This window comes from Streptomyces sp. NBC_01485 (assembly GCF_036227125.1).
Lineage (GTDB): Bacteria > Actinomycetota > Actinomycetes > Streptomycetales > Streptomycetaceae > Streptomyces.
In genome coordinates this window covers 6,860,894-6,884,894 of record NZ_CP109435.1, presented here as the reverse complement: position 1 = coordinate 6,884,894, position 24,001 = coordinate 6,860,894, and the positions used below count along the sequence as shown (strand labels likewise).

General features: G+C 71.8%; 21 protein-coding genes. 6 read left to right on the top strand and 15 right to left on the bottom strand.

Annotation, left to right across the window (positions count from 1 at the left end):
• Positions 1-6: 6 nt before the first annotated feature.
• From OG352_RS31285 to OG352_RS31275, 3 genes are read left to right on the top strand one after another with little or no spacing between them, the layout of a single operon-like run.
• Positions 7-567, top strand: a complete 561-nt coding sequence (locus OG352_RS31285) for a hypothetical protein (RefSeq protein WP_329221545.1) — start codon at positions 7-9, stop codon at positions 565-567.
• Entirely contained in the window at positions 564-1,076 is a 513-nt protein-coding gene (locus tag OG352_RS31280; protein ID WP_329221544.1) for a ferritin-like domain-containing protein, read from the top strand. The genes OG352_RS31285 and OG352_RS31280 overlap by 4 nt, the downstream gene beginning before the upstream one ends.
• 28 nt (positions 1,077-1,104) lie before the next feature.
• Positions 1,105-2,010, top strand: coding sequence for an aminoglycoside phosphotransferase family protein (locus tag OG352_RS31275; RefSeq protein WP_329221543.1), 906 nt, complete (start codon positions 1,105-1,107; stop codon positions 2,008-2,010).
• A gap of 89 nt (positions 2,011-2,099) precedes the next feature.
• Here the strand turns inward: OG352_RS31275 and OG352_RS31270 are convergent, their stop codons facing one another.
• Genes OG352_RS31270 through OG352_RS31255 form a run of 4 tightly spaced genes read right to left on the bottom strand, consistent with a single transcriptional unit; the run spans position 2,100 to position 5,071 of the window.
• Positions 2,100-2,294, bottom strand: a complete 195-nt coding sequence (locus OG352_RS31270) for a ferredoxin (protein WP_329224031.1) — start codon at positions 2,292-2,294, stop codon at positions 2,100-2,102.
• Between the two features lie 13 nt (positions 2,295-2,307).
• Positions 2,308-3,525, bottom strand: coding sequence for an NADH-ubiquinone oxidoreductase-F iron-sulfur binding region domain-containing protein (locus OG352_RS31265; RefSeq protein ID WP_329221542.1), 1,218 nt, complete (start codon positions 3,523-3,525; stop codon positions 2,308-2,310).
• Complete coding sequence (locus OG352_RS31260) at positions 3,522-4,103, bottom strand: ferric reductase-like transmembrane domain-containing protein (RefSeq protein WP_329221541.1); 582 nt, start codon at positions 4,101-4,103, stop codon at positions 3,522-3,524. The genes OG352_RS31265 and OG352_RS31260 overlap by 4 nt, the downstream gene beginning before the upstream one ends.
• Complete coding sequence (locus OG352_RS31255) at positions 4,100-5,071, bottom strand: FAD:protein FMN transferase (protein WP_329221540.1); 972 nt, start codon at positions 5,069-5,071, stop codon at positions 4,100-4,102. The genes OG352_RS31260 and OG352_RS31255 overlap by 4 nt, the downstream gene beginning before the upstream one ends.
• Before the next feature lie 24 nt (positions 5,072-5,095).
• Between OG352_RS31255 and OG352_RS31250 the strand changes: the two genes are divergently transcribed.
• Positions 5,096-5,608: a hypothetical protein gene (locus OG352_RS31250; RefSeq protein ID WP_329221539.1), complete on the top strand. Its 513-nt coding sequence runs from the start codon at positions 5,096-5,098 to the stop codon at positions 5,606-5,608.
• A gap of 40 nt (positions 5,609-5,648) precedes the next feature.
• On the opposite strand, the gene OG352_RS31245 is transcribed toward OG352_RS31250, so the two are convergent.
• The 8 genes from OG352_RS31245 to OG352_RS31210 all read right to left on the bottom strand — a co-directional run bounded on the left by OG352_RS31245 (position 5,649) and on the right by OG352_RS31210 (position 16,133).
• Complete coding sequence (locus OG352_RS31245) at positions 5,649-7,364, bottom strand: proline--tRNA ligase (protein ID WP_329221537.1); 1,716 nt, start codon at positions 7,362-7,364, stop codon at positions 5,649-5,651.
• Between the two features lie 72 nt (positions 7,365-7,436).
• Positions 7,437-7,979: a GNAT family N-acetyltransferase gene (locus OG352_RS31240; protein WP_329221536.1), complete on the bottom strand. Its 543-nt coding sequence runs from the start codon at positions 7,977-7,979 to the stop codon at positions 7,437-7,439.
• A gap of 20 nt (positions 7,980-7,999) precedes the next feature.
• Positions 8,000-8,848, bottom strand: a complete 849-nt coding sequence (locus OG352_RS31235) for a GNAT family N-acetyltransferase (protein ID WP_329221534.1) — start codon at positions 8,846-8,848, stop codon at positions 8,000-8,002.
• A gap of 374 nt (positions 8,849-9,222) precedes the next feature.
• Positions 9,223-10,380 (bottom strand): flavodoxin-dependent (E)-4-hydroxy-3-methylbut-2-enyl-diphosphate synthase, encoded by a 1,158-nt coding sequence (gene ispG, locus OG352_RS31230; RefSeq protein ID WP_329221533.1) that lies wholly within the window; start codon positions 10,378-10,380, stop codon positions 9,223-9,225.
• A gap of 181 nt (positions 10,381-10,561) precedes the next feature.
• The gene (locus OG352_RS31225; RefSeq protein ID WP_329221531.1) at positions 10,562-11,866 is read right to left on the bottom strand and encodes a M50 family metallopeptidase; all 1,305 of its coding nucleotides are present in this window, start codon (positions 11,864-11,866) and stop codon (positions 10,562-10,564) included.
• A complete protein-coding gene (dxr, locus tag OG352_RS31220) occupies positions 11,863-13,137 on the bottom strand; it encodes a 1-deoxy-D-xylulose-5-phosphate reductoisomerase (protein ID WP_329221529.1) in 1,275 nt (424 codons plus the stop codon). The genes OG352_RS31225 and dxr overlap by 4 nt, the downstream gene beginning before the upstream one ends.
• Before the next feature lie 109 nt (positions 13,138-13,246).
• Entirely contained in the window at positions 13,247-15,184 is a 1,938-nt protein-coding gene (locus OG352_RS31215; RefSeq protein ID WP_329221527.1) for an acyl-CoA dehydrogenase family protein, read from the bottom strand.
• 121 nt (positions 15,185-15,305) lie between these two features.
• On the bottom strand, positions 15,306-16,133 hold the full coding sequence (locus OG352_RS31210; protein WP_329221526.1) for a GH12 family glycosyl hydrolase domain-containing protein: 828 nt from the start codon (positions 16,131-16,133) through the stop codon (positions 15,306-15,308).
• 232 nt (positions 16,134-16,365) lie between these two features.
• Here OG352_RS31210 and OG352_RS31205 point away from each other — a divergent pair, with 232 nt between their 5' ends.
• Together OG352_RS31205 and OG352_RS31200 are read left to right on the top strand one after the other, a co-directional pair.
• Positions 16,366-17,400: a LacI family DNA-binding transcriptional regulator gene (locus OG352_RS31205; protein ID WP_329221525.1), complete on the top strand. Its 1,035-nt coding sequence runs from the start codon at positions 16,366-16,368 to the stop codon at positions 17,398-17,400.
• Positions 17,401-17,623: 223 nt separating this feature from the next.
• The gene (locus OG352_RS31200) at positions 17,624-18,823 is read left to right on the top strand and encodes a sulfotransferase family protein (protein ID WP_329221524.1); all 1,200 of its coding nucleotides are present in this window, start codon (positions 17,624-17,626) and stop codon (positions 18,821-18,823) included.
• 26 nt (positions 18,824-18,849) lie between these two features.
• Here OG352_RS31200 and OG352_RS31195 read toward each other — a convergent pair whose 3' ends face one another.
• The 3 genes from OG352_RS31195 to OG352_RS31185 are packed head-to-tail and all read right to left on the bottom strand — an operon-like array spanning position 18,850 to position 23,957.
• A complete protein-coding gene (locus OG352_RS31195) occupies positions 18,850-19,593 on the bottom strand; it encodes a glycoside hydrolase family 12 protein (protein ID WP_329221522.1) in 744 nt (247 codons plus the stop codon).
• 54 nt (positions 19,594-19,647) lie between these two features.
• The gene (locus OG352_RS31190; protein ID WP_329221521.1) at positions 19,648-21,951 is read right to left on the bottom strand and encodes a glycosyl hydrolase family 95 catalytic domain-containing protein; all 2,304 of its coding nucleotides are present in this window, start codon (positions 21,949-21,951) and stop codon (positions 19,648-19,650) included.
• Entirely contained in the window at positions 21,948-23,957 is a 2,010-nt protein-coding gene (locus OG352_RS31185) for a beta-galactosidase (RefSeq protein WP_329221520.1), read from the bottom strand. The genes OG352_RS31190 and OG352_RS31185 overlap by 4 nt, the downstream gene beginning before the upstream one ends.
• Positions 23,958-24,001: the final 44 nt, after the last annotated feature.

Here is a 24,001-nt window from a genome sequence, read left to right as displayed (position 1 = left end):
TCTGCCGTGCCGTTCCCCCTCCCCTCGCGCACCCCGTCGGGGCCGCGCAGAAGATCCCTGCTCGCGTCGGCCGCGGGGGCCGCGCTGCTCGTGGGCTGCTCGTCCGGCGCCGGAGAGCGCGAGGAGGGCGAGGGGAGCGCGAGCGGCAGCCCGTCGGTCGCCGAGCGGGCACGCGCGCGTGCGGCCCAGGAGAGCAACGGGCTGGTGGCGCGGTACGACGCCGTCCTCGCCGGCCATCCCGCGCTGGCGGTGCGGCTGGCACCGCTGCGGGCGGAGGCCGTACGGCACGTGGAGGCGTTCGGCGGCGTGCGGAAAGCACCCGCCGCGCCCACCCCCTCCCCCACCGTCTCCCCCAGCGCGTCCGGCTCGGCCCCGGCGGCAGTCGTGCCCGCCGCGCCCGTGACCGAGAAGGACGCCCTCTCCGGGCTGGCCGCCGCCGAGCGGGCGCTCGCCGACCGCAGGGCCACGCAACTGCTGGACGTCCCCGGTGAGTTGGCCCGGCTGCTGGCCTCGGTGGCGGCGGCCGGCGCGGCGCACGCGTATCTGCTGACGGAGGGTGCCCGATGAGTGGGGCGACGAGCGCGGAGCTGACGGCGCTCCAGGCGGCCCTGGCCGCCGAGCATGCCGCGGTGTACGGGTACGGGGTCGTCGGCGGGCGTCTTTCGCAGGAGCGGCGCACCGAGGCACTGGCCGCGTACGACGCGCACCGGGCTCGCCGGGACGCGCTGGCGCGTGAGGTGCGGGGCCTGGGCGCGGAGCCGGTCGCCGCGAGCGCCGGGTACGCGCTGCCGTTCCCGGTGCCGGACTCGACGGCGGCGGTCCGGCTCGCCGCCGAGCTGGAGGAGCGCGTGGCCGGGGTCTACTCCGACCTGGTGCGGGCGGCCACGCGGACGCGTCGCCGGGATGCCGCGGCGGCGCTGCGGGAGGCGGCGGTCCGTGCGGTGCGCTGGCGCGGCGGCAGCGTACCCTTCCCTGGTCTCGCGGAGCGGACCGGTGCGGATCCGGCCACGGATCCGGCCACGGCCGCGGCCGGGGCGGAAGCAGGAGCCGGAGCTTCGGGGACACCGACCGCTTGACCGGGAGAGGGAAGGGAACGGCTCGCGTATGGCTTTCGAACCGCCGCAGCGTCTGGTCAGGGCTCTCGGTGAGACGGCACCGGACGGTGACGGCTGGTTGGAGAAGCTGCCGGAGGCGGCTCAACAGGCCGTAGATCTACGCGGGTTGACCGTCGACCGGGTCCAGGTGCCGGGTGGCCGTTCCAGCCTGGTCGTGCTCGTGCGCCGTGCGGACGGGACACCGGCCGTGCTGAAGCTGGCCCCGCCCCGGTTCCGGCCCGAGGCCGAGCGGGCCGCGCTGGCGCACTGGGGCGGCCAGGGCGCCGTACAGCTGCTGGAGGGGCAGGAGACGGCCGGGGTGCTGCTGCTGGAGCGGCTGCATCCCGATGTGTCGGTGCGGTCGCTGGCGGAGGCGAAGGCGCTGCTGGAGGCGGCGGGGACGTTGCGGCGGCTGTGGGTGGAGCCGCCTGCCGGGCAGGTCTTCGAGACGGTGGCCGAGCGGACCGGGCGGCAGGCCGAGGCGATGCGGGAGACTGCCGTCGGCTCCGCGGTGCCCGAGGTGGGTGCGCTGGTGGACGCCGCTCTCGCCGCCCGGGAGGAGTTGGTGGCCGCGCCGCCCGAGGTGCGGTTGTTGCACGGGACGTTTCGGCAGAGCAAGGTGCTGGCGGGTGAGCGGGCGCCGTGGCTGGCCGTGGGGCCGGATCCGGTGGTGGGTGAGTGTGCGTTCGATCTGGCTCGGCTGGTGCGGGATCGGGTGGAGGATCTGATCGCCTCGCCCTCGGGGGCGGGGACTACTCGGCGGCGGGTTCGGAAGTTGGCGGAGTCGTTGGAGCTGGATGCGGAGCGGGTGCGGGGGTGGAGTCTCTTTCGGGCTGTGGAGTCCGGGGTGCGGGCGCTTCGGGTTGGGCGGGGGCGGGATGCCGAGTTGTTGCTGGAGTTTGCTGGGTGGCTTTAGGGGTTGTGTTTTGTCTGCGGGTGCGTGGGGGCTGGTCGCGCCCACGCGGCGGAGCCTCAAATCGATACAGCCCCGCGCCCCTTGGGTGCTCATCTTGGCGTTAGTTTCAAAGCCAGGGCGGGACAGTCGGACGCTGCTCTGCTCGCCCGTTTCAGCGTGCGGGTTGGGACGGGGGTGTTGTCCACCAGGGGGTAGCCCCACTCGTCCAGGGTGATGTGGTCCGGGAGGAGTTCTGCGCAGAGGCCGTGGGCCTGGCAGGACGTCCAGTTGATGTCTATTTTCATGGGCTGGTTCATTTCAGGCCTCCTGGGGGATCGGCAGCAAAGGTGTGTGGTCGGTCGCCGTGCAGTGGCCGTGGGCGTGGGTGTCTGCTTCGGCGGCGAAGGTGGTCAGGGCGCTGCGGACCAGGCGGATCGTGCCGTCGGGGTGGTGGCAGGCGCCTCGGCCCTCGACCAGGCCCGACCAGCGGGCGAGGTCCGTGCGGGTGGTGCCCTGGGGGCCGGGGGTGGCGAGGGTGCGGAAGGCGGTGGCGATGCGGGGCAGGCCGCTCCGGCAGGGGCCGCACTGGCCGGCCGACTGCAGGGCGAGGTAGCGGAGGATGCGGGCGGTCTCGGCGAGGCCGCAGCGGTCGGCGGGGAGCGCGGCGAGGACTCCGGCACCCAAGTAGCTTGTGTCGAGGGTGAGTTGAGCGGCCTCCGGGGCCGGGATCCAGGTGCCGTGGTAGCCGCCGAAGAGGACCGACTGAGCGCCCTCCAGGGGCAGCAGCCGGCCGATGGGCAGACCGTAGGGGGCCTCCACGACCCGGGGTTCGCGGCCCGGCACGTGGACCGTGCACAGGACGCTGCCGGGCTGGGTCGGGGTGCCGGCCGTGCGGTACCAGTCGGCGCCGTAGCGGGCGACCAGCGCGAGGTGGGCCAGGGTCTCGACGTTCTGCACGAGGGTCGGGGCCCGGTGCACTCCGCGTTCGCGGACCGGCGGGCGCGGGTGGGTGGGCAGGGCCGCGCCGCCGGAGACGTACTGGGCGAGGGCCGAGGCCTGGCCCGAGAGGAACGACTTCGGCAGGCGGACGACCTTGACGGGCAGCGGGTCCCCGGTGCGCTGGGCGAGGGCGGACTCCAGCCAGGTCGCGCCGTCCTCCACGGCGAGGTAGGCCTCGCCCGCGCCGACCATGTGGGCCGCCGACTGGAGTCCGTCCAGGACGAGGTGGGGCGACAGGCGCAGCAGGGTCTTGTCCTTGTGGCTGGCCGGTTCGCCTTCGGCGCCGTTGGCCACGACCACGGGTGCGCGACCGGTGCGCCGGCCGGCCTCGGCGACGGAGACGAGCTTGCGGTACGTCGGGAAGCCGGCGCCGCCGCGCCCGGTGAGGCCGGACTCGGCGACCGTACGGAGCATGCTCTCGGGATCGCCGTGGGCGAGGGGGCCGTAGCGCTGGTGGTGGGTGGCGAGGTCGGCGGGGGTGGCGCCCGGGGCGAGGAGGCGCGGGGGCATGTAGAGGTCCGGGAAGGTCGCGGTCACGGTCGGGCTCCTTCGGCGGTGCGCAGGAGGGCTGCGGGGGTGTGGCGGGCGGCGCGGACGGAGTGGGCGAGGCGGGCGGCGAAGGCGGCGACCACCGTGGCCACGCAGGCGACGGTCAGCCAGGTCATCCAGTCGGCGCCGGTGTCCGTGCCGATGCCGATGCCGTGCACGAGGGCGACCGGCCAGGAGGCGTACGCCAGCCAGTGCACGGTCCGCCAGGTGCGGTGCCCGAGGCGTTCCCGCAGCAGGCTGGTGACCAGGACGGCGAGCATCAGGTCGAGGGAGACCGTGCCGAGGCCGAGCCAGAGCGGCTGGTAGTCGCCGACGAAGGGGACGACGACGTCCACGACCGTGATGTTCACGTAGCTGTCCACGATCGCCGTCGTGATGTGCAGGGCCAGGAAGGCGGTCGCGGAGAGGGACAGCGTGCGGTGCAGGCTCATCGTGCCGAACCGGGGCAGCCCGGGGACGCGGGCCCGCAGTCGCACCGCGATCCCGAGCAGGACGACGACCGTGAAGAGGACGAGGCATACGGCGCCGGTGGCCCGGTTGGCGTACCAGAGGGTCTCGGAGGTCACGCGGCCGCCTCCACGGCCGTGGTGGGCCAGCCGGGCGTGGTGACGACGGTGCCGTTCTGCGCGACCAGGCGGGCGGGGAGGCCTTGGCGGGTCAGCCAGCGGTGCGCGCCCGCGCCCTTCACCAGGGCCGCCGTGCTCGCGGCGTTGGCGTCGGCGCAGGTCGCGGCGGCGACGGAGACCGTGCGCCACGGGGAGCGGACCGGCAGGCCGGTGCGCGGGTCGACGATGTGGTGCAGGTCGTGGCCGCCGCGCCGCCAGCGGCGGGCCGAGGTGCCGGAGGTGGCCAGGCCTCCGCTGTGCAGCCCGACGGTGGCGTACGGCCCTTCGGCGGGCGTCTCGTCCACGGGACCGGTGACGTCCTGGACGCGGATCTGCCAGCCGCCCGCCGGGGGCTCCCCCGCGACGGCCGTGTCGCCGCCCAGGCTCACCAGGACCCCGCAGCCGGCCGCGTCGGCGAGCGTCTGCGCGGCGCGGTCGGCGGCCCAGGCCTTGGCGGTGGCGCCCAGGTCGAGGCGGACGCCCTCGGGGACGGTGACCGTGCCGGTCGCCCGGTCGAGGAGCACCGTGCGCCAGCCGGGGGTGCGCCGGACCGTGAGCCGGACCGGACGGTCGTCCTCGCGGACGAGGGTGAAGTCGCGGTCGTAGCCGATCGCGTCCATCGCGGAGCCGACGGTGGGGTCCACGGCTCCGTCGGTGGCCTCGGCCGCGCGCAGGGCGGTGTCGAGGGCCTCGGCGAGCAGGGGGCTGACCCGGACCGGGCGGCCCGCGGTGGCGTCGAGGGCGGTCAGTTCGGAGTCGGCGCGGAAGCGGCTGCAGGCCGCGTCGACCTCGGCGAGGTGCCGGGCGAGGAGCAGGTCGCAGGAATCCAGCAGGGCCGGCTCGGTGACGACCACGCGGACCGTGGTGCCGAGGGCCCGCCACTCCGCGGCGGCCGTGGTGCGGGACCGGGACGTGAGAGAGGTGCTCATCACGACGCTCCCGAGGTGGCGTCGGTGGAGCCACCGGAGGAGGAAGAGGACGAGGAGCTGAGACCGCTGTCCGAGGAAGAGCTGCTCTCCGAGGAGGAGGAGCTGTCCGAGGAGGAGGAGGAGCTGCTGCTGTCCGTGGACGACGAGCTGCTCGACGAGGAGTCCGTACTGCTGTCGGTGGTGCTGGTGTCTGTGGTGCTGGTGCTGGTGTCTGTGGTGCCGCTGTCCGTGGTGCTGGTGTCCGACGAGCCGGAGTTGGAGTCGCTGGAGCTGGAGTTGGAGCTGGAGTCGCTGCTGCTCGTGCTCGTGCTGCTCGCCGCCGTGGTGGCGTCCGCCTGCATCGTGCCGACCAGGGCGAACACCCCGGCCGCCGCGGCGAGTGTGACGGCCGCGGCGAAGGCCGCCGTACGTCGTGCCCCTCTGCGGACCGCTGACGCGGCCCCCCGTTCCACTTCTCTCGTCGCCATGACCGTTCCCCTCCGTAGTGACGCTCTGTCACGTCCTACGGTCGGGGAACGGCCTGAGAGAAGTCTGTGAGGCGGCCATACGCCTCCACAGAACTCTCTGAGAGGTTTCTTTAAGCGGTGGCGGTCGTGGTGAGGCGGGCGATCGCCTCGTCCACCGTGAGCTCCTCGCGCTCGCCGGTCCTGCGGTCCTTCAGCTCCAGGACGCCTTCGGCGGAGCGGCGGCCCGCCACCAGGATCTTCGGTACGCCCATCAGCTCGGAGTCGGTGAACTTCACGCCCGGGGAGACTCCGGGCCGGTCGTCGACCAGGACGCGCAGACCGGCCGCGCGCAGCTTCTCGGAGACGTCGAGCGCCAGCTCGGTCTGCAGGGCCTTGCCCGCGGCGACGACGTGCACGTCGGCCGGGGCGACCTCGGCGGGCCAGCACAGGCCCTTGTCGTCGGCGGTCTGCTCGGCGAGGGCGGCGACCGCGCGGGAGACGCCGATGCCGTAGGAGCCCATGGTGACGCGGACCGGCTTGCCGTGCCGGCCGAGGACGTCGAGCTTGAGGGCGTCGGCGTACTTGCGGCCGAGCTGGAAGATGTGGCCGATCTCGATGGCGCGGTCCAGCCTGAGGCCGGTGCCGCAGTTGGGGCAGGGGTCGCCTTCCTGGACGACCACGACGTCGACGTACTCGCCGACCTCGAAGTCGCGGCCCGCCACGACGTTCTTCGCGTGCAGGCCCTCCTTGTTGGCGCCCGTGATCCAGGCGGTGCCGGGGGCCACGCGCGGGTCGGCGATGTAGGTGACCTTCTCGCCCAGACCCTGCGGGCCGACGTAACCGCGGACCAGGTCCGGGCGACCGGTGAAGTCCTCGGCGGTGACCAGTTCGACGGCGGCGGGCGCGAAGTGCGCCTCGACCTTGCCGAGGTCGACCTCACGGTCGCCGGGCACGCCGACGGCGACGATCTCGCCGCCCACCTTCACCAGCAGGTTCTTCAGGGTCGCGGAGGCCGGGACGCCGAGCGAGGCGGCGAGGGTCTCGATGGTGGGGGTGTCGGGGGTCGGAATCTCTTCGAGGGCGGCCACGCCCTCGGCGTCCACCGGCTTCAACTCGTACGTGATCGCCTCGGTGTTGGCCGCGAAGTCGCAGTTGGGACAGTCCGCGAAGGTGTCCTCGCCGGCCTCGGCGGGGGCGAGGAACTCCTCCGACTTGGAGCCGCCCATCGCACCCGCGGTGGCGGCGCAGATGCGGTAGTCGAGGCCCAGGCGCGCGAAGACCTTCTGGTACGCCTGGCGGTGCAGGGCGTAGGACTGGGCGAGGCCCTCGTCCTCGGTGTCGAAGGAGTACGAGTCCTTCATCAGGAACTCGCGGCCGCGCAGGACGCCGGCCCGCGGGCGGGCCTCGTCGCGGTACTTGTTCTGGATCTGGTAGAGGATGACCGGCAGGTCCTTGTAGGAGGACGCCTGGTCCTTCACGATCAGCGTGAAGATCTCCTCGTGGGTGGGGCCGAGCAGGTAGTCGCCGCCCCTGCGGTCCTGAAGGCGGAACAGCTCGGGGCCGTACTCCTCCCAGCGGCCGGTCGCCTCGTAGGGCTCACGCGGCAGGATGGCGGGGAGCAGCACCTCCTGGGCGCCGATCGCGTCCATCTCCTCGCGGACGATCCGCTCCACGTTGGCGAGGACCTTCTTGCCGAGGGGCAGCCAGGACCAGATGCCGGCGGCGGTGCGGCGGACGTAGCCGGCGCGGACGAGGAGCTTGTGGCTGAGCACCTCGGCGTCCGCCGGGTCGTCGCGCAGCGTCTTCGCCATCAACTGGGACATGCGCTGGACCGGTGCGTTCGCCATGTTCTCGTACTCCTGCCGGGAAAGGGTGATGGCTAGGAGGTTAGCCGGGAGCCGGGTGCGGCCGGTAATCCGTTAACCGCGGTGCGGGCCGCGCAGGAGCGGGAGCGGGGCGCCCATCACCGCGTACGGGCGGGGGGCGCTGGGGAAGAGGACGCGGCGGGCCAGGTCCTGGTAGCCGAGGGCGCGGTAGAGGGCGCGGGCGGGGCTCTCCGTGTCGATCGCGGAGAGGATCGAGCGGGGTTCGGCCGCGGTGTCGGTGATCGTGGTGATCAGGGCCCGGCCCGCGCCGCGGTTCTGGTGGGCGGGGTGGACGTGGAGCTCCGTGATCACGAAGGAGTCGTCCAGCCAGTGTTCGTTGCCCTGCGCGCGGAGGTAGGGCTGTACGACGGTGGACCACCAGTGGGTGCGGTCGTTGGGCATGCCGTAGACGAAGCCGACCAGTCGGTCGCCGACGGTCGCGCCGAAGGCTCTCGCACCGGGGTTCATCATGTGGCGCAGGACGATCTGGCGGCGGACGGCCACCTCGTCGGGGCCCAGTCCGAAGGCTACGGCCTGGACTTCCAAGGCCTCGTCCACGTGGGCGGGAAGGTCCAAGGGGCCGATCACGAGGTCCATGGCGGGAGCCTACAGGGGCGTCAAAAGAGCACGCTCGTGAAGGCGCCGACCTCTTGGAAGCCGACCCTGCGGTAGGTGCGCCGGGCCGGGGTGTTGAAGTCGTTCACGTAGAGGCTGACGACCGGGGCGACGTCCGTCAGGGCATAGCGCAGGACCGCCGCCATGCCGGAGGCGGCCACGCCCTGGCCCCGGTGCTCGGGGGCCACCCACACGCCCTGGATCTGGCAGGCGTGGGGCGTCGCCGCGCCGATCTCCGCCTTGAAGGCGACCCTGCCCCGGTCGTCGAGGCGGGCGAACGAGCGGCCGGAGGCGACGAGTTCGGCGACGCGGGCCTGGTAGATCAGGCCGCCGTCGCCGGCCATCGGGGAGACGCCGACCTCCTCGGTGAACATCGCCACGCAGGCCGGCATGATCGTTTCCATCTCGTCCTTGCGGATGCGGCGGACGTAGGGGTCGGGGGCGATGTCGGTGGGCATGCGGTCGGTGACCATCAGGGGCTGGCGGGTGCGGACCTCTCGGGCCGGGCCCCAGTGGGGTTCGAGGAGGCGCCAGAGCTGGGTCGTCGGCTCGGTGGGGCCGACGATCGAGGAGCAGCGGCGGCCCGCTCGGCGGGCGCGGTCGGCGAAGGCGCGGACCGCGCGGGGGGTGGCGCAGATCGGGACCAGGTTCGCGCCCGCGTAGCAGAGGGACGTCAGCATGCCGTCCTCGTACCAGCCCCACATCTCGCCGCCGAGCCGCCAGGGGTCGAGGCCCGCGACCTGTACGCGGGAGGTGACGAAGGCGTTGGCGACCGGCTCGCGGTCGAGGACGGCGAGCGCGGCGTCCAGGTCGCTCGGTTCGAGGACCCGGGAGGTGGTCTGGGTCAACACGCGCGGGGCCTCACACTTCGGGCTGCTGATCCCCGCACTGTACCTGCGGAAGCTTTGCCGTGCCGCCCTGTGGTTGGTGCCGCCCGTTTGCCCGCGGCCGTCGGCTTGCCGGCCCTGCCCCCTGAGGGCTGCGCCCCCAGACCCCCGCTGTCGGCCCTGAAGGGGCCTCGTCCTCAAACGCCGGACGGGCTGGATGCGCCCGGCCGACGCTGAGATGTTCCCGGCTCGTCGGGCGGGTGGGAGATTGGGACGGCATCCGCTTCGTCCTCAAACGCCGGACGGGCTGGACGGTCCTCGGCCTCAGGCGCCGGCCAGGCTGAAGAAAGACAGACCACCTGGCCGGCTCTGGGACGTTCCCCAGGGCCGATGAGCCCTCAGCCCGCGACCGATACCGACGGTTCGCCGGAGGCGATGCCGGCTGCTTCCATTTGTTCGGCCAGTTTCATGGCCTCTTCGATCAGGGTTTCCACGATCTTGGACTCGGGGACGGTCTTGATGACCTCGCCCTTGACGAAGATCTGGCCCTTGCCGTTGCCGGAGGCCACGCCCAGGTCGGCTTCCCGGGCCTCGCCGGGGCCGTTCACCACGCAGCCCATGACGGCGACGCGCAGCGGGACCTCCATGCCCTCAAGGCCCGCTGTGACTTCCTCGGCCAGTTTGTACACGTCCACCTGGGCGCGGCCGCAGGACGGGCAGGAGACGATTTCCAGGCCGCGCTGCCTGAGGTTCAGGGACTCCAGGATCTGGTTGCCGACCTTGACCTCCTCGACCGGCGGGGCCGACAGGGAGACCCGGATCGTGTCGCCGATGCCCTGGGACAGGAGCGCGCCGAAGGCCACCGCCGACTTGATCGTGCCCTGGAAGGCGGGGCCGGCCTCCGTGACGCCGAGGTGGAGGGGGTAGTCGCACTGGGCGGCGAGCTGGCGGTACGCCTCGACCATGATCACCGGGTCGTTGTGCTTGACCGAGATCTTGATGTCGCGGAAGTCGTGCTCCTCGAAGAGGGACGCCTCCCAGAGCGCCGACTCGGCCAGGGCCTCCGGGGTCGCTTTGCCGTACTTCTGGAGAAGGCGGCGGTCCAGCGAACCGGCGTTGACGCCGATGCGGATCGGGGTGCCGTGGTCCTTCGCCGCCTTGGCGATCTCCTTGACCTTGTCGTCGAACTGCTTGATGTTGCCGGGGTTGACCCGGACCGCCGCGCAGCCCGCCTCGATCGCGGAGAAGACGTACTTCGGCTGGAAGTGGATGTCCGCGATCACCGGGATCTGCGACTTGCGGGCGATCGTCGACAGCGCGTCCGCGTCGTCCTGGGTCGGGCAGGCCACCCGGACGATCTGGCAGCCGGACGCGGTGAGTTCCGCGATCTGCTGCAAGGTCGCGCCGATGTCCGACGTGCGGGTCGTGGTCATCGACTGCACCGACACCGGCGCGTCTCCGCCCACCGCCACTGAGCCGACCTGGATCTGCCGGCTCTTGCGGCGCTCGGCGAGCCTGGTCGGAACGGACGGCATGCCGAGAGAAATCGCAGTCATCTGCTGTGCAACCCCAAGTCGTGGATCAAGGCCCGGTCCCGTCGGAGGCGGGTTCCAGGCTTCGAGATTACGGCACCCGCCCCGACGCGAGCACATCACGGCCGTGAAAACCCACTCGATCGAAGGCGGCCCGGGACAGATCGTCCCGGGCCGCCGTGAACTGTGTGTGAGGGCGAGGTGGCTATGAGATCCGCACCGGATTTACTACATCTGCGATCAAGACCAAGATCGTGAAGCAGATGAAGACCCCCGCCACCACATAGGCCACCGGCATCAGCTTCGCCACGTCGAACGGGCCCGGGTCCGGGCGCTTCAGGAGCTTCGCCAGGTTGCGGCGCAGCGACTCCCACAGGGCGCCCGCGACATGCCCGCCGTCCAGGGGCAGCAGCGGGAGCATGTTGAAGAGGAACAGGGAGAGGTTGAAGCCCGCGACGAGCATCACGGCCATGGCCAACTGCTGCGAGGCCGGAATGTCCAGGGTGAAGATCTCACCGCCGACACGGGCCGCGCCGACCACGCCCATCGGCGAGTCCGGCTCGCGGGGCGCGCCGTCGAAGGCCGCGTTCCACAGGGCCGGGATCTTGCCGGGGAGGGCGGCGATGGAGTCGACGGCGTCGCCGACCCGGTCGGTCATCCAGGACACGGAGTCGCCGAAGTCCTGCTTGACGACGCCGGTGGCCGCGCTGAAGCCGAGGAAGCCCGCCTTGACGTACTCGCCCTGGACGTACGCCCCGCTGGAGTCCTTCTTGGCCACCAGGTTGGTGGCGATGGTCGTGTGCAGGGTCAGTTCCTGGCCCTTGCGGTCGACGACGATGGCCACGTCCTTGCCGGCGCTGACCCGGATCAGGTCGGAGAGCTTGTTCCAGTCGTCCGTCCGCTGGCCGGCGAAGGCGACGATCTTGTCGCCGGGCTTCATGCCGGCGGCCGCGGCCGGGGAGGCCGGGTCGGTCGACTTGCACGCGTCGCGCTTCTGGCTCTGCGCGATGACGCAGGGGGAGACCGAGCTGACCGTGTTGGTCTGCTGCGAGATGCCGAAGCCCATCAGGACCGTGAGGAACAGGACGGCCGCGAGCACCAGGTTCATGAAGGGGCCCGCGAACATCACGATGACGCGCTTCCACGGCTTGCGCGTGTAGAACATGCGGGTCTCGTCGCCCGGCTGGAGTTCCTCGTACGCGGCCGAGCGGGCGTCCTCGATCATGCCGCGCCAGGGGGAGGTGGAGCGGGCCGAGATCCGGCCGTCCTCACCCGGCGGGAACATGCCGATCATGCGGATGTAGCCGCCGAAGGGGATGGCCTTGATGCCGTACTCGGTCTCGCCCTTGTTGCGCGAGAAGATCGTCGGGCCGAAGCCGACCATGTACTGCGGCACGCGGATGCCGAAGAGCTTGGCCGTGGACAGGTGCCCCAGCTCGTGCCAGGCGATCGAGAACAGCAGGCCGACCGCGAAGACGACTATGCCGAGGATCATCATCAGGGCTGTCATGCACGCGCCTCCGCGGTAACCGTCAGTTCCTGGACCCGGGCCCGTGCCCAGGTCTCCGCTTGGAGGACGTCCGACACGGTGAGTGAAGTTCCCGTCACCGGCGTGTCGTGTTCCTCCACGACCTTGGTGACGGTCTCCATGATCCCGTTGAACGGCAGCGCGCCCTTGCGGAACGCCTCCACGCACTCCTCGTTGGCGGCATTGAACACCGCCGGGGCCGTGCCCGCGAGCTCGCCCACGTGCCGGGCGAGGCCGACCGAGGGGAAGGCCTCGTTGTCGAGCGGGAAGAACTCCCACGTCGACGCCGTGCTCCAGTCGAAGGCGGGTGCCGCGTCGGGCACGCGCCCGGGCCAGCCGAGGCCGATGGCGATGGGCCCGCGCATGTCGGGGGGCGTCGCCTGCGCCAGTGTCGATCCGTCCGTGAACTCAACCATCGAGTGGACATACGACTGGGGGTGTACGACGACCTCAATGCGGTCGAAGGGAATGTCGTAGAGCAGGTGCGCCTCGATGACCTCCAGGCCCTTGTTGACCAGGGTCGCGGAGTTGATCGTGATCACCGGGCCCATGGACCAGGTGGGGTGGGCGAGGGCCTCCTCGACCGTGACGTGCGCGAGCTGCTGCTTCGTACGGCCGCGGAAGGGGCCGCCGGAGGCGGTGACGACCAGCTTGCGGACGTCCGCGCGGGTGCCCGCGGCCAGAGCCTGGAAGAGGGCCGCGTGCTCGGAGTCCACCGGGATGATCTGGCCGGGCGCGGCCAGCGCCTTCACCAGCGGGCCGCCGACGATGAGCGACTCCTTGTTGGCGAGCGCGAGGGTGCGGCCCGCCTCCAGGGCGGCGAGGGTGGGCGCGAGGCCGATGGAGCCGGTGATGCCGTTCAGCACGGTGTGGCAGTCGGAGGCGGCGAGGTGGGCGGCGGCCTCCGGGCCCGCGAGGAGCTCGGGGAGCGGCTCGCGAGGGCCGTACTCTGCGGCGAGCGCCTCGCGCAGGGCCGGTACGACGTCCTCGCGGGCGACGGCGACGGTCCGCACCCGCAGGCGGTGCGCCTGCTCGGCGAGGAGGGCGACCCGGCCGCCGTTGGCGGACAGGCCGGTCACCCGGAAGCGGTCCGGGTTGCGCAGCACGAGGTCGATGGCCTGGGTGCCGATCGACCCGGTGGAGCCGAGGATCACCACGTCTTTGGGGCCGTCGCGCACGACGGGGTCGTAGACGAGGTGGGGGTCGGCGAGGGCACGGGCCGGGAATCCTCGGGAGGCTGGACTGTCGCTCATCCCCCCATTGTTGCCGCACCGGCCGGGCGGCCGGACAGGGTGCCCCCTCCTCGTCCCCCTCACGAGGGGCTCGGAGTACGGGGCACCCTTCGGGCGCATGTGCGGTGTCTCACCTGATCGGGCGGTGGAGGTTCTCCTTCTCGCTCGGGCCCGGTGTGGCGTCGGCGATCCAGGGGCCGTCGCCGGACGGGTCGACGATGCCCTGTTCCAGCCACTCGTAGCTGCCGGCCATGACGCCCTTGACGACCTTGCGGTCCAGGTCGTCGGTGTTGCTCCAGAGGCGGGTGAAGAGCTCGTCGACGCGGATGCGGGACTGGTGGCAGAACGTGTCGGCGAGCTGGTAGGCCTCGCGGCCGTGCTCGCCGCGCGAGCGCAGCAGTTCCGCGCGGACGCAGGCGGCGCTCATCGCGAACAGTTCGGCGCCGATGTCGACGATCCGGCCGAGGAAGCCCTGCTTGGTCTCCATCCGGCCCTGCCAGCGGGACATGGCGTAGAAGGTGGAGCGGGCGAGTTTGCGGGCGTGCCGTTCGACGTAGCGCAGGTGCGGCGAGAGGTCGACGCCGCCCTGTTTGAACTCGCTGTACGAGGAGGGCAGTTGGCCTGGTCCCGCGACCAGTTTCGGGAGCCACTTGGCGTAGAAGACGCCGGCGTTCGCGCCCGCCTTCGCCTTGTCCTGGAGGGACTTGTCGGGGTCGATGAGGTCGCCGGCGACCGTGAGGTGGGCGTCGACGGCCTCGCGGGCGATCAGGAGGTGCATGATCTCCGTCGAGCCCTCGAAGATGCGGTTGATCCGCAGATCGCGCAGGAGCTGTTCGGCGGGGACGGCCTTCTCGCCCCGCGCCGCGAGCGACTCCGCCGTCTCGAAGCCCCGGCCGCCGCGGATCTGGACGAGTTCGTCGGCCATGCGCCAGCCCATCTCGGAGGCGATGAGCTTGGCCAGCGCGCCCTCGATGCGGATGTCGTTGCGGTCCTCGTCGGCCATCTGCGAGGAGAGGTCGAGCACCGCCTCCAGGGCGAAGGTCGTCGCCGCGATGAAGCTGATCTTCGCGCCGACCGCCTCGTGGTGGGCGATCGGCTTGCCCCACTGCTCACGGGCCGCCGACCACTCGCGGGCGATCTTCAGGCTCCACTTGCCGGCGGCCACGCAGGACGCGGGCAGTGAGAGCCGGCCGGTGTTGAGGGTGGTGAGGGCGATCTTCAGGCCGGCGCCCTCGGGGCCGATGCGGTGCGCGGCCGGGACCCGCACCTGGTGGAGGCGGGTGACGCCGTTCTCGATGCCGCGCAGGCCCATGAAGGCGTTGCGGTTCTCGACGGTGATGCCGGGCGAGTCCGTCTCCACGACGAACGCGGTGATGCCGCCCTTGTGGCCCTCGCTCTTCGGAACCCGGGCCATGACCACCAGCAGGTCGGCGACCACGCCGTTGGTCGTCCACAGCTTGACCCCGTCGAGGACGTAGTCGTCCCCGTCCGGCACCGCGCTCGTCGCGAGGCGGGCCGGGTCGGAGCCGACGTCGGGCTCGGTGAGGAGGAAGGCGCTGATGGCGGTGGTGGCGCAGCGCGGCAGGAACCGCTGCTTCTGCTCGTCGGTGCCGAACATCTTCAGCGGCTGCGGTACGCCGATCGACTGGTGCGCCGACAGCAGCACTCCGATCGCCGGGCTGGCCGAGCCGACCAGGGCCAGCGCCTTGTTGTAGTACACCTGGGTGAGGCCGAGGCCGCCGTACTTGGGGTCGATCTTCATGCCGAGGGCGCCGAGCTCCTTGAGCCCGTTGATCACCTCGTCGGGGATGCGGGCCTCGCGCTCGATGCGGGCCGCGTCCACCTTCGTCTCGCAGAAGTCGCGGAGTTTGGCCAGGAACTGCTCGCCGCGCCGGACGGCCTCGTCGGAGGGGAGCGGGTGGGGGTGGATGAGGTCGAGGCGGAAGCGGCCCAGGAACAGTTCCTTGGCGAAGCTGGGCTTGCGCCAGTCCTGCTCCCGGGCGGCCTCCGCCACCTGGCGGGCCTCGCGTTCGGTGACGGTGGGTTTCTTGAGGGGTGGTGCGGACATGAGGCTCACCTCGCCGCGAATCGGGATCTCGGACCACATTTGGTTACCGATGGGTGCTACCCGATCGTTGGTACCCGATCCGGGGTGCCCCCGCCACCCCTCGCGGGCCGGTTCGGCCGGTTCAGCCGATGGTGACGGAGTACGACCTGGTGTCCAGGCGGCCGGTTCCCTTGAAGACCTCGGTGCCGGACTCGATGCCGGAGACGTACTTGTCGTCGCTGAGCAGTTTGCGCCGAACGAGTGCCTGGGTGAAGTCGTCCAGGTTGAGCGTGGCCTTGGTGGTGTTGGCGCGGCGGACGAAGGAGTACACCTTCCAGCCGACGTCGCCCTGGTAGATGTCCCACATCGCGCCGTTGAGGCTGACGCTGCCGTACTTGGTGCCCAGCGGGCCCGCGCCGCCCTGCCGGTTGAGCCAGATCATGATCTCGTCGGTGGGCTGGTCCTGCCAGTCCGCGGTGCTCTTGGCGTGCAGCCACAGGTCGTAGGCGACGTTCAGGGTGCCGGGGTGGGAGGGGAGCGAGAAGTCCCAGCTCGCGGTCACCTTCCTGTGGTCGCCGACCTTGACCGGCAGGCCCGACTTCGCCTTGTCGATCTTCCAGCCCCAGTGCCAGCCGAGCACGGTGGAGGCGTACGACTTCACGTCCGCGTCGGTGCCCTGGGCGCTGTCGGCCCAGGTGTAGCCGGTGCCCCAGGAGATCGTCGACCCCGGCCGGGAGGCGCCCCAGACGCACTGGCTGCCGGTGCCCTTGTCCTGACCCCAGAGGTTGTTGTTGACGTAGTACTTGCCGAGCGTGACCGTGTCGAAGGCCGCGCACTTCTTCTCCGGCTCGCCCGGCCCGCCCGGTTCGCCCGCCTGGGCGACGGTGACGCCTGCGGCTGCCGCGAGGGCGACCGCGGCGGCGGTCAGCGTCCTGGCCTTCTTCGACAGGCGGGGTCGACGGTGTTGCATGGGGGTCCTTCCGGGGGCGAACGGTGTTTACGTGACTCCAGTGGCCGCCGGGCCGGAAAAAGTTGCCGTAACCTTCTCCACCAATCCCCCACAACTGGCTGCCCGACCGCTGTCGAAGCGCTTCGACAACCTATGGACACCCATCCCCGCTGGGACTACTGTCGAACCACCTCACCCGCCCCCGTTCGCCTCGCGCACTGTCGAAGCGCTTCACAAAAACTTGGAGAGCTGGATGGTCACCCTTGCCGAGGTCGCCCAGCACGCCGGAGTCTCGGCGAGCACGGTGAGCTATGTCCTCAGTGGCAAGCGGTCCATCTCCACGTCCACCCGGCAGCGGGTCGAGCAGAGCATCCGGGACCTGGGCTACCACCCGAACGCGGGCGCCCGCGCCCTGGCCAGCAGCAAGTCGAACATCATCGCGCTGATGATCCCGCTGCGCACCGACATGTACGTGCCGGTGATGATGGAGATCGCCATCGCGGTCGCCACCACGGCGCGCACGCACGGGTACGACGTCCTGCTGCTCACCGGCGAGGAGGGTTCCGACGCCGTCCGGCGTGTCACCGGCAGCGGGCTCGCCGACGCGATGATCGTGATGGACGTCGAACTGGACGACGAGCGGCTGCCGCTGCTGCGCTCCACCCATCAGCCGTCGGTGCTGATCGGGCTGCCCGCCGACACCTCCGGGCTGACCTGTGTCGACCTCGACTTCGCGGCGACCGGCGCGCTGTGCGTGGAGCACCTGGCGGCGCTGGGGCACCGCGACATAGCGGTCATCGGCGAGGCGTCGGCGGTCTACGAACGGCACACCGGCTTCGCCGAGCGCACGCTCGACGGACTCCGGTACCGGGCCGGGGAGTTGGGCCTCAGCATGCTGCACCGTCCGTGCGAGGGCGGGTACGACGCGATGGCCGTGACGCTGGCCCGGATCCTCGACGAGCGGCCGGGCACCACCGGGTTCGTCGTGCAGAACGAGGCGGCGGTGGAGCCGCTGCTCGCGCTGCTGCGGCAGCAGGGCCGGGCCGTGCCGGAAGACGTGTCGGTGGTGGCGATCTGCCCCGACCAGGTCGCCGTCCAGGCCTCGGTACGGCTGACGTCTGTCGCCATTCCCGCCCAGGAGATGGGCCGGCACGCGGTGGACCGCCTCGTCGCCAAGCTGGAGGGGCGTGGCAGCGACGAAGTCGTGCTGATCGCACCCGAGTTGACGGTCCGGGCGAGCACGGGACCGGCGCCCGCCGCGCCGGGAAGCGGTCAGGCAGGGAAGTAGTGGCTCGGGCGTGACGGCCGGGGTGTGACGGCTCGGGCGTAACGCCTGGGGTGTGACGGCTCGGGCGTAACGCCTGGGGTGTGACGGCTCGGGCGTAACGCCTGGGGTGTGACGGCTCGGGCGTAACGGCTGGGTTTCATGTGAACTCCCGTGAGCGGAACGGCAGTTGGCTGGGTAAGGACCACCCGTCCACTGCCCGCCCCTCGCGAAGGGTGTTCCGCCCATGTCCTCACCCCCGCTCGCCCTCACCCTGGCCAACGTGCTGCTCCGGCCGGGCCACCGCTCCCGGCACACCCCCGACCGCGTCTTCGACCGTCTCCTCGCGGAGGCCGGAGCTGCGGACGCAGACGGGGACGGGGACGGGAGGTTCGTCGACGACTTCCGGCTGCTGCTGCGCCACTGGGCCCGGGACGAGAACCTCACGCCGGTCGGCTGGTGGTCCGCGCAGGGCCATGTCCGCAGGCATCTCGCCAACCGCGCCCGGGTCCGGCGGCTGATCGCCGAGCACCCCGGGATCGCCCAGGAGCCCATCGAGCGGCCGGTGTTCGTGGTGGGGCTGCCGCGCACCGCGACCACCCTCACCCACGGCGTGCTGTCCCTCTCGGAGCAGCACCGATGTCCCCGCTTGTGGGAGTTGCTGACACCGGATCTGGACGGCACGCCCGAGCAGCGCAAGAAGGCGGTCACCGCCGCGCGCATGCTGGTCGGCGGCATCAACCTGTTCTCGCCGCGCTACCGCGACATCCACCCGATGACCGCCGAGGGCCCCGAGGAGTGCACCTTCGCCCTCCCGCACACCATCATGCCGCTGTCCCAGGCCCGTGTCCCCGCGTACCGGGCCGCGCTGGACGAGCGGGACTTCGTCCCCGACTACGCGTACCTCAGGCAGATGTACCAGGTGCTCCAGTACGGCCGGCCGCGCCGCCGCTGGGTGCTGAAGTCCCCGCTGCACACCGAGAACCTCGACGCGCTGCTCAAGGTCTTCCCCGACGCCACGCTCGTGTGGACGCACCGCGACCCGGCCGCCGTCGTGGCGTCCTTCTGCAGCCTGATCGAGCACGGGATGGCCATCACCCTGCGCCCCGTCGACCTGCCCGGCCTCGGGGCCACCTGGCTGGACCTGCTGAGCCGCTCCGTGCGGCGCGGCCTCGCGGCCCGGGCCGCCGTGCCCCGCGAGGCGCTCGTGGACGTCCCGTACTCCTGGCTAGGCTCCGACCCGGCCACCGGCGCCCCGAAGCTCTACGACGCCATCGGCGCCCGCTGGACCGACGCCGACGCGGCGCGGCTCCCGCAGGTCGCCGCCCGCCCCAAGGGCACCCGGCCGCACAGCTACGACCTGGCCCGGTACGGCCTGACCCGCGCCGACGTCGACTCGGCGTTCGCCGACTACAACGCGCTGCGGGCCGAGGTCGACCGGGCGTAGGAACGCCGGCCGGCCTCGGCCCCGAGTCAACTGCTGCTGACGGTGAGGTTGTTGGTCACGAAGTCCAGCCCGCCCGAGGACGAGGTGATCTCGTATCCGAACTGCACGTCGCCGATGGTCTCGTTGCCGAACCAGCCCTTCGTGTCCTTGATCCACTTGAGGATCGGCAGGATGGCGACGGTGCCGGACGACGAGTCGGACGTGCGCAGGAACGAGAACACCTCGTTCGCGCCGTTGTTCCCCTTGTAGACGGTCCACGTGTGGCCGCCGAGGGTGACGGTTCCCTGGGAGGTGCCGAGGGGGCCGACTGCGCCGTTGTAGTTCACCCAGAGCATGATCTCGTAGTCGTAGTCCGTGTCCCAGATGTCGTACGACGTGTTGTAGGCGCCGGACGACGGGACCGTGACGTTGTAGCTGCTGGACAGCGAACCGAGCGAGGTGATCGTCTTGTTGATCACCTTCTTGGAGTTGGGGTACGACTTGATGCCGCCGGTGCCCGGGTGGTTGGCCCAGACCCCCCAGTTGGTACCGGAGTTGGCCCAGGTGCACTGGCTGCCGGCACCGGAGCCCCAGATGTTGTTGTACAGCGTGTAGCCGTTCAGGCTGGTGTTGCCCCACTGGTCGCAGGAGTTCCAGACGGCGGCCTGGGCGGGGGCCGCGGCGAGGCCGACGGTGGCGCCGAGGGCGAGGGTGGGGGCGAGCAGGACCTTGGCGATCCTGCCGAGGGTGGGGGTGACGGTGGGGGTGGGGGTGGGGGTGCGTGTTGCCATGGGTGTGGGGGTCCTTCCATGGGTGGGGGGAACTGTGCTTTGTTTCGGGGGGAGTTACCACGTCCCCAGGGTGAGGACGTGGTCTTCTCCGGCGACGAGGTCGAGCGACTGTGCGTCGCTGTCGCCGTCTCCGTCGCCGGGGGAAGTCCGGACTTCGATGCGGTGGCTGCGGTGCGGCTTCAGGACGGCGCGGACGCCGTCGGGGCCCCAGGCGAGGTCGAGTTCGGCGCCGAACCGGGTGCGTACGCCCCGGAGTTCGCCCGTGGGGAGGGCGGACGGGAGCGCGGGGAGCAGGACCAGCCGGTGGGGGGTCGACTGGACGAGCGCCTCGATCAGCACGGCGGGCAGGGTGTGGGCGGCGTCGGCGTTGTAGACGTCGCGGCGGGGGTAGTGGGCGCTCATCAGGGAGGCGTGGAAGAAGTCGCCGTCCAGGACTGCGCCGAGGGCGTGGGCGACCCGGTGGCCGTCGCGCAGGCGGGCCGCGATCAGCGCGTGGTGGAGGTGGCCGTGCGCGGAGTCGTTCTCGGCGCCGCGCAGTTCGAGGGCGCGGTGGGCGGCGGCCGCGAGGCGCGGGGTGTCGTAGGGGTTGATCTCGTCGAGGGGCCAGACGCCGTAGAGGTGACTGAGGTGGCGGTGGTCGTAGGTGTCGTCGAGGCCGGGCCACGCCCATTCGGCGAGGGCGCCGTCCGCGTTGATCCGGTGGGGCGGGAGGCGGTCGGCGAGGGCGCGCCAGCGGTCGGCCGGTGCGGGATCGTCGGGGTGGTCCGGGTGGTCCGGGTGGTAGGCGGCGGCTGTGAGCAGGGCGTGGCGGGCGGCCGAGAGGTCCATCGCCGCGTTGAGGGCGCCCCAGCTCGCGCCCGCCGGGCGGTTCTCGGGCGAGTAGGAGGGGACGACGACGAGCCGGCCGTCGGGGTCGTCCGGGTCGTCGGGGTCGTCGGGGTCTCCCGGGTCGGTGCGGGTGAGGAAGTCCTCGTAGAAACGGGCTACTTCGGCGAGGGCGGCGGCGGTGCGCGGGTCGCGTGCGCCTCGTGTCTCGTCGTGGTCGACGAGGGGTTTGAGCAGCCAGTCGGCGCCGGCGGTCCACAGGTGCAGCGGGTACTCGCGGCTGAAGTGGTACGTCAGCCCGGACTCGCCGTCGCTGTGCGCGGACGCGACCGCGCCCCGGGCGCCGAAGACCGCGCGGGCGTTCTCCCGCCAGTCGTCGAACTGACGGTGGATCAGGGAGGCCAGGGCGTCGGTCACTTCGGGGAGTGCGGCGGAGGTGGCCGAGGCGGTCTGGAGGTTGAGGTTGGCGTCGTGGGTGAAGGCCCCGGCCCAGGCGGTGTCCCAGTCGCCGGTCCACAGGCCGGGCAGGCGGGGCGGGTTGAGGCCGGAGGAGGACAGGAGGTGGTAGCGGCCGGCGGCGAAGAGGCGCTCCAGGAGGGCGGTGCCGCGGGGGCGTTCCAGCAGCTCGGAGCCGGGGAGGCCGCGTTCGCCCGGGTCGGCGTGCAGGTCGAGCGTGACGCGGTCGTAGGCGGCGCGGTGCAGGGGGAGGTGGCGGTCGAGCAGGTCGTCGTAGCAGTGCGGCAGGTCGCCGCCCAGGGCGCGCTGCTCCGCGGTGACGTCGAGTTCGCCGGTGTGGCGGCGCACGCGGGTGAGCAGCAGTACGGACTCCGCGCCGGTGACCCGCACACCTGACTGGATGAGCTGGGTGCGGCCGCCGGTGGCGACGACGAGGGTCACGCCCGTGTAGGCGCGGTCGCTGTCGGGGTAGCGGGCGCGCAGGGTGAGCAGGGCGCCGTCCGGGGTACGGACGGAGCCGTGGCCGACGGCGAGGTCGGCGGGCGCGCCCGGGAGCCGGTGGTCGAGCGATACGTCCAGGTCGAGGCCGGTGACCTGCTGGACGATCACGTCGTCGGCGCGCGAGACGAAGAGCCGGCTGGTGACGTCCACGCAGGCGGCGCTGGTCTCGCCGGTGGCGAAGTCGACGGAGCGGCGGTAGTGGCGGTAGCGGCGCGGCTCGTCCGAGGGTGCCCGGGTCAGCCGGATCTGGAAGGCCGGGTGGAAGGGCTGGACCCACTGCAGGGGCCGGTGGTCGGTGAAGGCTTCGGCCGCCTCCCACTCGCCGGCCAGCAACTTGTCCTGGAGGGCGGGGAGTTCGGCCGCGAGCTCGGGCGGGCGGGCGTGTTCGGCGCCGTTGGGGCGGACCAGGGTGTGGTGGGTGACGATGACCCGGTCGTCGTACGGGTCGCCGAACGTGAGGGTGCCGTGGTGGCCGTTGCCGCTGAGGAAGGCGTCCTCCCAGCGGACGGCGGGCTGGTACTCGAAGGTTCCGTGCACGGGGTGTGCGGGGGGCGCGGGTGACGCGGCGTTGGTCATGCGCGCAACACCACCACGCCGTAGCGGCCGAGGGTGACTTCGTCGGTGATGGTCGTCCCGGTCAGCAAGTCGTGGTGGGCTCCGGGGAGTTGGACGGTGATCGGGTCCCGGCCGTGGTGGAGCAGGAAGAGGAGGTCGCCCCGGCGTACGGCCTCGACGCCGGGCGGGAGGCCTTCGAGGACGGGGCGGGCGCCCGCGTCGGCGGCGATGCGGGCGAGCAGCGCGCGGAAGGCGTCGGGCTCGGGGAGGGTGGAGACGTACCAGGCGCGGTCCTTGCGCAGGACGGCCGGCAGTCCGTCGAGTTCGCCGCCTTTGTAGACGGTTTCCACCGCGTCCGGTTCGGCCGCTTCCAGCTCCTCCGACCACAGGGTCGCGCGGAAGCCGTCGGTCTCGATGCTCTCCCCCGCCTCCAGCGGCCACCATTCGTGCAGGGTGCGGATGCCGAACAGGTCGCGCAGCCGGGCGTCCATGCCGCCGGGGCGGACCCGGTCGTCCTCGTCGGCAACCCCGGTCAGGAAGCCGGCCACGAGGGTGCCGCCGCCGTGGACGTAGGCGAGGAGGTTGTCGATCGCCGCGTCCGTCATCGCGTACAACTGCGGGACGACGACCAGCTTGTAGCCGGTGAGGTCGTGTTCGGGGTGGGCGAAGTCGGTGGTGTGGCGGGCCTCCCACAGGGCGCGGTGCCAGGCGTGCAGGACGGCCGCGTGGTCGACGTGGGTGGAGGGGCGGCCGTCCTGGGCACCGGCCCACCAGGCGTGCCAGTCGTGCAGGATCGCGATGTCCGCGATGATGTGACTGTTCGTCACCTCGCTGCTGATGCGAGCCAGTTCGGCTCCCAGCCGCTTCACCTCCTGGTAGCTGCGGCCCTGTTCGCCCGCGTGGCCGACCATCCCGGAGTGGAACTTCTCCGCTCCCTGCCGGGACTGGCGCCACTGGAAGTAGCAGACGGCGTCCGCGCCGCGGGCCACGGCCTGGAGGGACCAGAGGCGGTTGAGGCCGCGCGGCTTGGGGTGGTTCACCCCGCGCCAGTTGACCGGGCCGGCCGCCTGTTCCATCAGCATCCAGGGGCCGCCGCGGGCCTGGGAGCGGGTCAAGTCCTGGACGAGAGCGCCGTGTTGGGAACCGAGGGTGCCGAGGGGGTCGCGTGGGTCGGGGTAGAGGTCGACGGAGACGACGTCCTCCTCCTCGGCCCAGCGCCAGGCGTCCTGGCCTATGAAGAGCGGCATGAAGTTGGTGGTGACCGGGATGTGCGGGGTGTGCCGGGCGACGATGTCGCGTTCGGCGACGTAGCACTCCAGGAGCGCGTCGGAGGTGAAGCGCCGGAAGTCGAGCACCTGGGTGGGGTTCTTCAGGTAGTGGGGGCGGCGGGCGGGCAGGATGCCGTCCCAACTGTCGTAGCCCTGGCTCCAGAACGCCGTGCCCCAGGCGGTGTTGAGGGCGTCGAGGGTGCCGTACTTCGCGCGCAGCCAGCGGCGGAAGGCGGCAGCCGCCTCGTCGCCGTGGTCGGCGGTGCAGTACTCGTTGTTGATGTGCCACATCGTGAGCGCGGGGTGGCCGCCGTAGCGGGCGGCCAGGTCCTCGGTGATGGCGGCGGCGTAGCGGCGGTAGGTGGCGCTGGAGTGCGAGAAGTGCTGCCTGCCGCCCCACCACTCGACGTCGCCGTTCTCGTCGCGGGGCAGGGTGTCCGGGTGCAGTCGGCCCAGCCACGGGGGCGGGGCGGAGGTGGGGGTGGCGAGGACGACGCCGATGCCGTTCGCGTGCATGAGGTCCATCAGCCGGTCCAGCCAGCCGAACTCCCGTGCGCCCGGCTCGGGTTCGAGCTTCGTCCAGGAGAAGACGCCGAGCGTGACGGAGTTGACGCCGGCGTCCTTCATGAGGCGGACGTCCTCGTGCCAGGTCTCCTCGGGCCACTGCTCGGGGTTGTAGTCGCCGCCGAAGAGGATGCGGCCGCGCGTGGCATCGCCCAGGTTCGGGGCAGGGTTCGGGGTCGGTTTCCGGTTCGGCATCAGACGGACTCCCCGGTGGGGTTCGTGGGCCTGGGTTTGCCGGG